The following is a 12,650-nucleotide window of genomic DNA, read 5'->3' as shown; positions in this document are numbered from 1 at the left end:
TATTTTACAAATATTTGATAAAATATAACTTCAGCATGTCGGATGGTCATTTTTTACAACATCCTTTGGGGGCGTTTGAATGAAAGTATTTTTAGAATTAGGGTGGTTTTTTAAGCAGGAGAAAAAGGCATACATATCCGGGATCTTTCTTTTAATGTTGGTAGCGCTTTTAACATTGGTCCCGCCAAAAGTAATCGGAATTATTGCAGACCATATTCACGATGGAACGATGACAAAGGGGATCCTGTTTCAGTGGATGCTGGTCCTTGTTGGCACTGGTCTATCGATGTATGTATTAAGGTATTTTTGGAGAATTATGATTTTTGGTTCATCTGTCAAACTAAGCAAGATCCTCCGGGATCGCTTGTTTCAGCATTTTACAAAAATGTCGCCGGCCTTCTATCAAAAAAGCCGAATCGGTGATTTAATGGCCCATGCGACAAACGATCTCCAAGCGATTCAACAAACAGCCGGTGCCGGTGTTTTAACGCTGGTTGACTCGCTTTCAACCGGTGGATTTGTCATCATCGCGATGGCATTTACGATCAGCTGGAAATTAACGTTGATTTGCTTGATTCCCATGCCGATTATGGCGATCTTGACCAATTGGTTCGGGACCATGTTACATAAAAGCTTCCATAAAGCTCAGGAAGCCTTCTCATCACTAAACGATAAAACACAGGAGAGTATTACAGGAATCAAAGTCATCAAAACCTTCGGGCAGGAACAAGAGGATATAGAAGATTTCCGCAAACAATCGGAAGATGTTGTACAAAAAAACATTGTAGTGGGAAAAATAGATTCCCTTTATGACCCTACCATTTCAATTATAGTTGGTATTTCCTTCTTCCTATCCATTGTGTTTGGCGCAAAATATGTTCTCAACAACGAGTTAACGATTGGCGAATTAATTTCGTTTACGACCTATTTAGGTTTATTAATCTGGCCGATGCTGGCGTTTGGCTGGTTATTTAACATCGTGGAACGCGGACGTGCTTCCTATGACAGGGTGGCGGCACTCCTTCGAGAAAAAGTAGAAATCAGCGATAAAGATAATGCTCTGGACATGGTTCCGTGCGGTGATATTCAATACAGACTTGCAGAATTTACTTACCCTGGGGAATCACGCCCCATCCTAAAAGATATCTCTTTTTCATTAAATAAAGGTGAAACTCTAGGAATTGTCGGCAAAACAGGTGCAGGAAAGACAACTTTGTTAAAGCTGCTTATTCGCGAGTTTGAAGGATATCATGGAGAAATTCTTTTTGGGGAAAAAGCACTGCAAGACTATAAATTAGTAAAATTACGTGAAGCGATTGGCTATGTTCCACAGGATCATTTCTTATTTTCAGCGACTGTGGCAGAAAATATTGCCTTTACCAATCCTTCAGCAGAAAAAGAGGAAATTGAAAAGGCCGCAGCCTTAGCCAATATCCATAAAGATATCCTTCAATTTACAGATGGTTATCAAACGATCGTCGGAGAACGGGGAGTGTCGTTATCTGGCGGGCAAAAGCAACGTATTTCGATTGCCAGAGCACTCTTGATGAATCCGGAAGTATTGGTTCTTGATGATTCCTTATCAGCGGTAGATGCCAAAACAGAGGAAGCGATCCTTTCGTCATTAAAGCAAAATAGAGAAGGAAAAACAACCATTATCACTTCACACCGTTTGAGCGCCATCCAACACGCCAATCTGATTCTAGTTCTGGAGGATGGCCGAATTATCGAGAGAGGTACCCATGAAGAACTCATGGAATTTGACGGATGGTACAAAGAAATGTATTTACACCAGCAGCTAGAAGAGTTGGTTGAGCATGGGGGGCATTAATATGGAAGAGAAAGTACAGCTTTCCGAACGGGAGCAACGAAAAGTCTTATACCGCCTTCTTTCCTATACAAAACCGCATAAAAAAATCATCGGGATTGCCTTTTTCTTACTGCTGTTAACAACGATAGGAGATATCGTTCTCCCAATCTTGGTTAAAATCTTTATCGATGATTATTTGACGCCGGGGAAGCTGGCGTTTCGGCCATTACTTATTCTGGGGTCCATCTACATGGGAATCCAGATCGTAAAAGCGATCCTGTTCTTTTTTCAATTAGTGAAGTTTCAGGAAATTGCCCTTTATATTATTCAGCAGCTGCGAATTGATGTTTTTTCCAAGGTGCAGGCACTTGGTTTAAAGTATTTCGATAAGACCCCTGCCGGAAGCATTGTCTCACGGGTAACGAATGACACAGAAGCCATTAAAGAGATGTTTGTAACGGTACTATCCACGTTTATTCAAAGCGGATTCCTGCTGTCAGGTATATTCATTGCGATGTTCATTTTGAATGTAAAGCTAGCTTTATTTTGCGTCATCATCATTCCCATCCTTATATACGTAATGGCCTTGTACCGAAAATTAAGTTCACGCTATTACCTTGCCATGCGGGAGAGGCTGAGCCAATTAAACGCCAAGCTGGCAGAGTCTCTTCAGGGTATGTCGATCATTCAAGTGTTTCGCCAGGAAAAACGCCTGAGTAATGAGTTCGGTGAGATTAACAATCAGCACTACACTGCCGGAATGAAAAATATAAAAATTGACGGTTTGCTGTTAAGGCCGGCCATTGACCTTATCTATACGTTTGCCCTTATCATTGTGCTGAGTTACTTTGGCATCACTTCCTTCCAACACAGCATTGAAATTGGTGTCATCTATGCCTTTATCAATTATTTGGACCGTTTTTTTGAACCGGTTAATCAAATGATGATGAGACTCTCTTTGTACCAGCAAGCGATTGTGGCTGGTTCACGAGTCTTTAAATTACTGGATGAACAGGAGCTGGCACCCGCTCAGAACGAAGATAAAGAAAGGACAATCGAAAAGGGAAAAATAGAATTTAAAGATTTGAGTTTTTCCTATGACGGTAAGCGGAATGTGTTAAAAAATATTTCCTTTACCGCCAATCCGGGCGAAACGGTTGCCCTCGTTGGCCATACCGGAAGTGGGAAAAGTTCGATTATTAATTTAATGATGCGCTTCTATGAATATGAACAGGGTGAGATCTTGATTGATGGGGAATCGATTCGTCAATATACAAAACCGGAGCTGCGTGAAAAAATGGGACTTGTCCTCCAGGATCCGTTTTTGTTTTATGGAACGGTTAAGGATAATATCCGCCTTCATAATCAAGACATGACCGATGAACAGGTAAAGGAGGCGGCAAAGTTTGTCCAGGCCCATACCTTCATTGAAAAACTAGATGATGGATTGGACCATAAAGTAGTAGAGAGGGGTGCAACCTTCTCAAGCGGTCAACGACAGCTCATTGCCTTTGCGAGAACGATTGCCGCAAATCCGAAAATATTGGTTCTCGATGAAGCGACGGCCAATATAGATACAGAAACCGAAGAAGCGATTCAAACGGCGCTGTCCAAAATGCGAAAGGGCAGAACCACCATTGCAATTGCCCACCGCCTATCTACCATCCAGGATGCGGATCTCATTCTTGTGCTGCATCAGGGAGAAATCGTAGAGCGCGGCACGCATCAAGAGCTGCTGGCACTAGGCGGTTTGTATCACAAAATGTTCCTTTTGCAAAATGGAGCAGTGGAAAGATATGAGGATGTCATGAATATATAGAAAAAAAGCCTGGCGTGCTGCCAGGCTTTTTGCATGATTTAATAAGTAGAGTGTGATACTTTCTTTATATACATACGATTATATTCATTTAATAGATTGTCTAGCTCCTGGCTGTAGCGAATGGCAACGGAGGAGGTCAAGCCGTTGGTGATCGCGACTTGAATTAATTCAGCTCGCTTTTTTTCAATTAAGGCTACTAAATCTTGTTTGATCACGGGCGAGTTCCTTTCCGGATAATCTCCAAATTTTTTGGTAGAAAAATACTACTAAACTACCAAAAGGCATTGTTTTACTAGTATAACCTATGATGTAAATAATTTCAAAGGAAATTGTAAGAAATTATCCAATCACGACGGACATAAATTTTGAAAATAGGGAGTATGTTGAAAGAAAATAGAATGAGCAGAGTCACAAAATATTCATGATAATCATTATCTTTTAGGTCAAAGTTTTGTTAGAATGAAAGGGTATCGACTATAGTGGGAGTGTTAATATGTCAGATGTAAATATATTTTTAGCTTTAGGAGCGGGATTTTTGAGCTTTATTTCACCATGCTGTCTGCCGCTTTATCCCGCCTTTTTATCGTACATCACTGGAATGTCGGTAGGGGAATTACAAAGTGAAAATGCTTTACTGCAAAAGCGAAGTCTGCTTCACACCTTGTTTTTCCTATTAGGATTTTCGATTATTTTTATTGCCATCGGCTTTGGGACATCCTTCCTTGGCAGCTTTTTCTTATCGTATAAAGATCTCATTCGTCAGCTTGGCGGTATTTTTATTGTATTCTTTGGACTTGTTATCGTTGGAGTATTTAAACCGGATTTTCTGATGAAGGACCGCCGTTTCGAGTTTAAAAATCGTCCTGCGGGTTACTTTGGTTCCACTTTAATCGGGATGGCCTTTGCAGCGGGCTGGACACCTTGTACGGGTCCAATTCTTTCAATCGTTATTTCCCTTGCGGCAACCAACCCTAGTTCAGGAGTTTTATATATGCTGGCCTATTCACTTGGCTTCGCAATTCCGTTTCTCATCCTATCATTCTTTGTTGGACGAATGAAATGGATTAAAAAGAACAGCGGCAAGATTATGAAGGTTGGCGGCTATATCATGATTGTCATGGGGATCGTCCTATTCTTTGACTGGATGACCAAAATCATTACACTTTTCTCCGGGTTGTTCGGAGGCTTTACTGGATTCTAAAATTTACATTAAATTTTGTTCAATTTTTATATTCTGTTGTATAATATGTAAGTAAATTCTTAGATAAGGAAGAGAATCCAATGAACTACGTTGTTGTTTCTTCAATCGGAGCAGTTTTTATGGGCTTTTTTGTCTTATTCATACGCATGAAGGCAGCTAACAAACCCACAAATCTTAGAAAGATAATTCTACCGCCTTTTTTCATGTCCAGCGGTGCACTTATGTACTTTTCTCCGCAATTTCGGTTAACTCCGATGGAAATTTTGGAAGCGGTCATCGTCGGAATGCTTTTTTCGATCTTGTTGATTAAAACATCACAATTTGAAATTCGTGACAATGACATTTATTTAAAGAGATCAAAGGCGTTTATATTTATTTTAGTCGGATTATTAGTGGTCCGCGTTGTTTTAAAAACGATTTTAAGCAGTACAATCGATATTGGCCAGCTTAGCGGCATGTTCTTCTTGCTTGCATTCAGCATGATCGTGCCATGGCGTGTGGCTATGTATCGGGATTTTAAAAAACTCCATAAGCAATTACATGGATAAACACGGACTCCTCCTGGGTCTGTGTTTTTTTAATGCTCTGCTAATGAATATAAAGTGAAATCGCTTAATAAAAATTATTAAGCTTATAATTTTGTATACCGCTTTTGCTATTGTCTCGTGTTGGTTTAACATAATCCTCCGATATCTCATGTGTTTTACGGATGACAACGTGATTGGGGAGATACCAATGAGAAAAGTATCGGTTATTTTTGTTCTGTTACTAGGCCTTTTGTTACCCGCAATCCAAATAGAAGCAGCCGGCAATTCCCAGTTTATTATCATTAATAAAAGGACGAATACACTTGCCTTCTATGATGGCGGTCATTTGGTTAGGACCTTTAAAGTGGCAACGGGGAAAACAAGAGATTTGACACCGGAAGGGAAATTTAGGATTGTCAACAAGATCGTAAATCGGCCCTACTATAAAGAACATATTGCCGGTGGGGATCCCAGAAATCCTTTAGGAAACCGTTGGATGGGGCTTGAAGCAAGAGGTACATACGGCACAACCTACGGGATTCATGGCAATAATAATGAAAATTCCATTGGTAAATATGTCAGTCACGGCTGTGTCCGGATGCATAATGAGGAAGTTCGCTGGCTGTTTGACCAGGTCCAAATGTTTACAACCGTGGTCATCACCTATTCGAACAGCAGCTTTGACGAGATTGCTCAAGCGAATGGTTATGGTGTGAGCATTCCTGCTACTGGTGGAATAGACAATGAGAATCCGGCACCGCTTAATGGCTGGGTCGTGACGAACGGTAAAACCTATTTTTATACTAATGGGACGGCAAAAACCGGCTGGCTGGCCGTTAACGGTAAATCGTATTATTTTGATAATAATGGTGTCATGAAGACAGGTTGGCTGTCTCTAGGCGGCAAGACTTATTATCTGGATGGAAAAGGGGTCAGGCAAACTGGTTGGGTAGGGGATAGCGGCAAATGGTATTTCTTTGATAACAATGGTGTGATGAAAACAGGGCTGCTGACAGATGGCGGAAAGACCTACTATCTGGATGAAAAAGGGGTCAAGCAAAATGGCTGGGTAGAGAAAAGCGGTAAAAGATATTACTTTGATCAAACAGGGGTGATGAAAACAGGGTGGTTTGTTGAGAATGGCAAGTGGTATTATCTTGATCCCCAAACGGGAGAGATGAAAATCGGCTGGCAGTCGTTAGGTGAAAAAAGCTATTATTTAGATCATGACGGTGTTTTGAAAACTGGCTGGGTGGAAGTCGAAGGCAAGTGGTATTATCTCAATCAGAGTGGAGCAATGGATACGGGCTGGTTTAATTTTAATGGTAAATGGTATTATCAAGATACCAATGGTGGTGTAATGAACACGGCAGCAACAACCGTCATGAGCCAGTTTAAATTCTATGAAAATACCGAATCCATGCGGAACGGATGGGTAACATTTACAGGAAATAGATATTATCTAGGCAATAATGATGGATTGGTATCCAGTTGGCTGAGCTTTGAAGGTTCAAGATATTATCTCCATATTAGTCCGGATATGGCTGGAATTCGATGAAAAAGTGTGCCTTGGCAGCTATGCTGTCAGGGCAATTTTTGTGGTCAAAATAAAAACCGTTCTCGAATGGAACGGCTTAAAATAAGTGGTCATATGGAGCAACATCGATTCTATTTTCGAACAGTTTTTTACGCAAAAATTTATGATCTCGTTTGGGTGTTGCTAATATATAGCCTCTGATGACCAGTTCTTCTGTAATTTTAGCAGCATTTTCTTTTAAAGCCAATTCGCCAATTTTACCGGCAATTTTATGACGCGCCACATCACGGAAAAGCTCGGGCACCGGACTAACTAAATCTTCTAGAAGGGATTTCTCTTCGCCGCTCCACAAATGACGTGTTTCATTTACATAATGTTCTTCCCAATCCATTACGGATTTGCCATCTTCCTTCGGCATCTTTTTCAAAAACTTTCGAAACATAAAATATCCCCCGATGGCAAACGAACCAACCAGGAAAACGACCCAGAAAAGAATAAACCATAAAAACCAACCATGAAGCATCTTATTCACCTACAAAAAACTATTTTTCAACTTATTATAGTATGTTTTTGATAATAATGACAAGTTAACTCCTTTTAAGTTATTTTCTACTTAAACTTGATCTGCAACATGTGAAGGACTAAATGGTTGACGAAAAAGTGACAAATAAGGCAATTCTATTGTAAAATACAGTATACCAATGTAATATAATTACGAATAATCGATTAAGACATGGGGCTGAATGGGGTACTGGTGTCCTCCACAGTCTTCAAAACTGCTTGAGACCTGCGTGCCAGGTCTGGTGGGTTCGATTCCCACGCAGTCCCGCCAACCTTGAGATTCTTGTCAAACGAACAATTTCAAACACACACAGTCTTTGGTCATTTTAAACGAAACTGTGTGAAACCGAGAATACGAAACTGTGTGAGTTCAGAACCTTCAAATTACCATATTTGGAGGTTTTTTATTTTGCGAAAAGGTGTTAGGAAGCTTAATCGAGTTACAGCAACTAAGAAAGTTACAGAGTCATTTACGCTGGTTGAAATGTTTGAGCGGTTCCTATGGTTTAAAAACTCTGAAGGTCTTGCTCCGAGAACCATTGAAGAATACGAGATTCACTTCAAGTGGCTATGTGATTATTTAGGTCAAGACTTACCGAAAGAAGAAATCACACTGGTAGTCTTTTTAGGTTGGATTGACTTTATGCGAAATGAAAAAGTCTGAAGCCAATGACAATTAACATTAGGGTTAGAACAATGCGAGCTTTTCTTGCTGGTGCTACATGGAGAATTTAATTGAGGAACCAATTCATGAACGGTTTAAACCAATCAAGGTTGCAGATGAACAGATAGAACCTTTATCGGTTGCGGAGATTAAGTCGCTTTTGAACGGTTTTGACGAGTCTACTTTCGTTGGTTTCAGAGATAAAGTCATGGTCTTGGTCTTGCTTGATACAATGGTTAGAATAAGCGAATTACTAGCAATGAAGCAGTCAAATGTAGACTTTAAAGCTGGTACTATCAAACTTGAAGCAATGAACACTAAGACCAGAAAAGCTCGTGAAGTACCGCTATCCACCAAGACAATGAAACTCTTAAAGGAGTACATGAATGAGTCTGAAGACTTTGGAGAAGATTTGTTATTTCTTACGTATGACAGACGAGAAATGTTGAGTAATACATGGAGAACTCGACTTCATGAAGTTGCTGATTTGTCTGGTGTAAAGAAAGTTGTAAGACCTCACATTTTAAGACACACAGGAGATTTACTTTACATTACAAATGGTGGAGACTCCTTTTCACTTCAAAAGATACTTGGTCACACAGACATGTCTATGACTCGGAAGTATGTGAACATGACCAGCATGGACGTTAAAAGACAACATAATTCGTCAATACGTTCACTTCTAAACAGAACTATGGTCTGTTCTCGATTTATAAGACCAAGTTTGACGACAAAGAATCTCATACAGCTATTGGAGCATCAATAATTTTTACTGGATTAATTCACCAAAAGAGTAACTGTAGACCTTCAATAATGGAGGTCTTTTCTTTTGTATTGAAACAAGTCCTCCTCTGCATATATTGATTACGAAAAGAAGTAATTCAAAATGAGAGGAGATTACCAATGGAACTTTACTTCAAATTCAAGTTGAAGGAAGTGTTAGAACGTAAAGGTCTTCAACAGAAGGAACTTGCTCAAATGACTGGACTAAGAGAAGCAACAATTTCCGAACTTGTTAATGACACCAGAGGAGCATATAACAAGAATCATTTATTGACTATCATGGAAGCTCTCAACCTAACTGAATTGAGTGACTTACTAGAAGTTAGGAAGTACAATGAAAGCAGAAAATGGACAGGAGAATTTTATGAGGACAGTAGTTATTGAAATTTATTATAAGTCTCTTGAGTTTGAACAGAAAGTTCTGTAAGCTGGAGAGTTTCCACTGAAGGGGAGAACCAGAGAGGACGTTGCTCTTGAGTTCTGGAAGCAAATAAGAAAGAGTCGCAACAGACTTTGGAATTGAGAAAGGTCATTTGCAACGGTGAGGATGTAACGGAATTGGTGAAAAATCAAATATAAAAAAGGAGTTTCCAGTGTGGAAGCTCCTTTGTTTCTTAGAAATGTATTTTATCAATCATGAACATTAAACCGTTGGTTATTAGGTTTACTCCAGCTCCTTCAATCATTGTTCTTATTGATTGTAAGGATTGTTGAATTACAGTAGGTTATGGTTGTGCTGATACTAATTCAGCTGATATTGTTTCAACCTCGGACTCAACTACTGCTTGCTGTTCTTTTGGAAGTCCAACTTGGTGAAGGTTTTCTTTTAGCTGTTTTATAAAGTCCGATATTTGACCAACGTCCACTTATCAAATTATTGAGATGAAATTGACCCTAGTTGGGTAAGAGCAAGAATAAAGCAATACGGAATAAAAGGAAATATAACAAATGTTCAAGTTTCTCCCCATACATTTCGCCATACTTTTGCAAAATTATTATTTTAAATGGAGGGGATGCATTTACGTTGCAACGTATTCTAGATCATTCGACAATGAATATGGTACGAAAATACGTTCAAATGAATGGTGAAGATATTAAATCTCAACATCATCAGTTTAGTCCGGTAAATCATCTCCTATAAATTAAAGATGCCCGCGTGATGATTAATCATCACGCGGGCATTTTCATTTAAGAGTTTTTCCCCTACATCTTTCACTTAGGGATGGTATTTGAAGTTGTACATTAAAAAATCATAATTACTTGTTACTAATTTTCTTATTAAAGTTCTAGTTCAAATTAGTCAACTCGTACTAGTTTGCAAAATAAATAGAAGGAGAATATTGTTGGTGGTGTCTTTTCAACTCATCAGGTCTAAGCTTTCGGTAGTGTTTTAGAGACTCGTGTGAGGACCAATGAAGAACAGGTGTTTAAAGAATTTTTCGATTTGGAGGAACAAATAAAATGATAAGGATGTGCTCATTCTGTAAGGTAAACTCTACTAAATCTATTTATTTCTGCATCACCACATAGGTCATTGTAAAGCAGTTGCGGAGATAGTTTTAAAAGAAGAAGCACAAGCCTGAAAAGTTTTCTGTTTTTAATGTTTTTGTTTTTTTGAGTCAGGTCAGATTGTGAATAAATAAGTTTCGACTTTAGAATAACTAATATTTCGCTCAGTATAAGTGAACTGTTTGAGACTGATTCATAAGACTATTAGGTCGTTCTAGAATCCGATTAACCTCGAAAACCATGTCAGAAAATCTAACGTGATTGTAGATAGAAAGAGAAATTGTGTCTATATTTAAAACTGTTCTAGAATTTTCTGACAATAATACTGTGCGGTGAAACTTTCTAGAAATATTTGTAATATTAGGAAATGGAGGGGTAGCATGTTAACACCAAGTGCAGGGTATCTTATTTTAATTATTTTTGGAGTTTTGTTTACGGGAGTAACGGCTGTTATTCACCGCATGGATTCCAAACGTAAAGGAAAAGAAATGACGGCGGAACAATTTAACACTGCCGGAAGAAGTGTAGGGGTTGGTTTGGCCAGCGCCTCAATCGTAGCGGCATGGACATGGGCTGCCACGATCATGATGTCATCCTCGACTGGTTATCAATATGGAATCAGCGGGCCATTTTGGTATGCGGCTGGTGCTACGATCCAAATCTTATTATTTGCGATCCTTGCTGTTCATTTAAAAAGAAAAGCACCAAACGCTCATACGTTTTTAGAGTTTATTTCACAGCGCTTTGATAAAAAAAATCACCGCTTAATGCTCGTATTTGCGCTGATGACGAATATTATCGTGACCTCGATGATCATTCTCGGCGGCGCGATCACGTTAAATCAGTTAACAGGAATGAATTTATATGTAGCAGCCTTTTTAATCCCTGTTACATTCACGATTTATACAATGATTGGCGGACTAAAAGCTTCATTTATTGCGGACTATTTGCACACGGTGATCTTATTTGTTGTTCTATTGATCTTTGGGGTTGCGGTCTATTATAAATTTGGCATCTCTAATATCTATGAGGGGCTGCGTGCCTTACCGGAATCCAAGCAAATGCTGACGATGGCATCTATTCCAGGGCTGTTGTTTGGGATTATTAATATTGTTGGGAATTTCGGAACCGTTTTTGTCGATCAAGCCTATTGGCAGCGGGCGATTGCTAGTACTGATAAAGCCGCTTCGAAAGCGTACATATACGGAGGGATCTCCTGGTTTTCGATTCCCTTTGCGGTAGCTACGATTTTGGGTGTTAGTGCGGCCGGTCTTGGAATTTCAGTTTCTTCTCCTGATTCTGTTGCACCGATTATGGCCTCACACATCCTTGGGTCGGTTGGATCTGTTCTGTTTTTGACCATGTTGTTTATGGCAGTTACGTCTGCGGGGTCTGCAGAATTGACAGCTGTTACGAATATTATCGTTACGGATATTTATCGTCATTCGATCAACCCACATGCCGGCAGTAAGAAACTATTGCGTGTTTCCCGTTTGGTTACATTAGGGTTTGGATTATCGATGGGAATCTTTTCAATCCTACTATTCTATTTAGGTATCAGTCTTGGCTTTGTTTATATGGCAATGGGGATTTTTGTTAGTGCAGCCGTTATACCGGTCACACTTGGGCTCGTTTGGAAACGGGCCACAAATGCAGGAGCCTTTTACGGTGCATTGTTGGGGATGATTGGCGGCGTAACAGTTTGGCTTATTTCTGCTTATGTAACAGCTGGGCATGTGAACGTTGAATCGCTGGGCGGGCTCTACCCGATGCTGTTTGGTAATCTGGCGGTATTTGTCATTAGTGGAGTGATTTCGATTGGGCATGCACTCATCTCTTCTGAGGAATTTCATTTTGAGTCGTTAAAAGACAAGTTTAAGAGTTTTGATGAAAGTAATAGTATGGCAAGAAAGGAGAATTTGGGATGAATGATTTGGAGTTAAAAAAACAGACGAAGCTGTACACTCGTTGGGCATTGGGGTTAAGTTTAGTACTTGTCGTCATTTGGCCGGGAATTATGTTTTCGACAGGGTATATCTATAGTCTCACCTTTTTCACGGGCTGGGTTTATCTAGCATTTGGCTGGCTGGTGTTTGCCGCTCTTTTTATCACCATTCGGCCATTTATTGAGCTGTATAAGGAATACAAGCGATAAAGGGAAATAGAATGATTGGTCACCAAAGCAGCTGTTCTTGGCTGCTTTGGTATTCATGTTGAATCACGAGGAGCAAATGTAGAA

Annotated in this window: 12 protein-coding genes and 1 tRNA gene; 11 read left to right on the top strand and 2 right to left on the bottom strand. The window is 39.7% G+C overall.

Going from position 1 to position 12,650, the window contains the following annotated elements; translation table 11 throughout:
• Window positions 1–79 precede the first annotated feature (79 nt).
• Window positions 80–1,831 carry an ABC transporter transmembrane domain-containing protein gene (locus PH210_RS00320; RefSeq protein WP_289982177.1) on the top strand — a complete coding sequence of 584 codons (1,752 nt, stop codon included), beginning with the start codon at window positions 80–82 and terminating at the stop codon, window positions 1,829–1,831.
• Between the two features lies 1 nt (window position 1,832).
• Window positions 1,833–3,629: an ABC transporter ATP-binding protein gene (locus PH210_RS00315; protein WP_289982176.1), complete on the top strand. Its 1,797-nt coding sequence runs from the start codon at window positions 1,833–1,835 to the stop codon at window positions 3,627–3,629.
• 38 nt (window positions 3,630–3,667) lie between these two features.
• Here PH210_RS00315 and PH210_RS00310 read toward each other — a convergent pair whose 3' ends face one another.
• Window positions 3,668–3,844: an aspartyl-phosphate phosphatase Spo0E family protein gene (locus PH210_RS00310; RefSeq protein WP_289982175.1), complete on the bottom strand. Its 177-nt coding sequence runs from the start codon at window positions 3,842–3,844 to the stop codon at window positions 3,668–3,670.
• A gap of 278 nt (window positions 3,845–4,122) precedes the next feature.
• Between PH210_RS00310 and PH210_RS00305 the strand changes: the two genes are divergently transcribed.
• From PH210_RS00305 to PH210_RS29685, 3 genes are all read left to right on the top strand, one after another.
• Window positions 4,123–4,830, top strand: a complete 708-nt coding sequence (locus tag PH210_RS00305; RefSeq protein WP_289982174.1) for a cytochrome c biogenesis CcdA family protein — start codon at window positions 4,123–4,125, stop codon at window positions 4,828–4,830.
• 80 nt (window positions 4,831–4,910) lie between these two features.
• Window positions 4,911–5,378 (top strand): CcdC family protein, encoded by a 468-nt coding sequence (locus PH210_RS00300; protein ID WP_289982173.1) that lies wholly within the window; start codon window positions 4,911–4,913, stop codon window positions 5,376–5,378.
• A gap of 187 nt (window positions 5,379–5,565) precedes the next feature.
• Window positions 5,566–6,915: a L,D-transpeptidase family protein gene (locus tag PH210_RS29685; RefSeq protein ID WP_354669930.1), complete on the top strand. Its 1,350-nt coding sequence runs from the start codon at window positions 5,566–5,568 to the stop codon at window positions 6,913–6,915.
• Window positions 6,916–6,991: 76 nt separating this feature from the next.
• Here the strand turns inward: PH210_RS29685 and PH210_RS00285 are convergent, their stop codons facing one another.
• Window positions 6,992–7,417 carry a DUF2621 domain-containing protein gene (locus PH210_RS00285; RefSeq protein ID WP_289982172.1) on the bottom strand — a complete coding sequence of 142 codons (426 nt, stop codon included), beginning with the start codon at window positions 7,415–7,417 and terminating at the stop codon, window positions 6,992–6,994.
• Window positions 7,418–7,629: 212 nt separating this feature from the next.
• Between PH210_RS00285 and PH210_RS00280 the strand changes: the two genes are divergently transcribed.
• The 6 genes from PH210_RS00280 to PH210_RS00255 all read left to right on the top strand — a co-directional run bounded on the left by PH210_RS00280 (window position 7,630) and on the right by PH210_RS00255 (window position 12,566).
• Window positions 7,630–7,726: transfer RNA gene (locus tag PH210_RS00280), tRNA-Sec, on the top strand.
• A gap of 138 nt (window positions 7,727–7,864) precedes the next feature.
• The gene (locus PH210_RS00275; protein ID WP_289982171.1) at window positions 7,865–8,119 is read left to right on the top strand and encodes a site-specific integrase; all 255 of its coding nucleotides are present in this window, start codon (window positions 7,865–7,867) and stop codon (window positions 8,117–8,119) included.
• Window positions 8,120–8,177: 58 nt separating this feature from the next.
• Entirely contained in the window at window positions 8,178–8,885 is a 708-nt protein-coding gene (locus PH210_RS00270; protein WP_289982170.1) for a tyrosine-type recombinase/integrase, read from the top strand.
• A 137-nt stretch (window positions 8,886–9,022) separates the two neighbouring features.
• Window positions 9,023–9,286: a helix-turn-helix domain-containing protein gene (locus tag PH210_RS00265; protein WP_289982169.1), complete on the top strand. Its 264-nt coding sequence runs from the start codon at window positions 9,023–9,025 to the stop codon at window positions 9,284–9,286.
• A 1,505-nt stretch (window positions 9,287–10,791) separates the two neighbouring features.
• On the top strand, window positions 10,792–12,339 hold the full coding sequence (locus PH210_RS00260) for a sodium:solute symporter family protein (RefSeq protein ID WP_289982168.1): 1,548 nt from the start codon (window positions 10,792–10,794) through the stop codon (window positions 12,337–12,339).
• The gene (locus tag PH210_RS00255; RefSeq protein ID WP_289982167.1) at window positions 12,336–12,566 is read left to right on the top strand and encodes a hypothetical protein; all 231 of its coding nucleotides are present in this window, start codon (window positions 12,336–12,338) and stop codon (window positions 12,564–12,566) included. Before PH210_RS00260 ends, PH210_RS00255 begins: the two co-directional genes overlap by 4 nt.
• Window positions 12,567–12,650 lie beyond the last annotated feature (84 nt).

Source organism: Paenibacillus sp. BSR1-1, from assembly GCF_030403775.1.
Taxonomy (GTDB): Bacteria; Bacillota; Bacilli; order Bacillales; family Cytobacillaceae; genus Neobacillus.
This window is presented reverse-complemented; position numbering and strand designations above follow the sequence as displayed.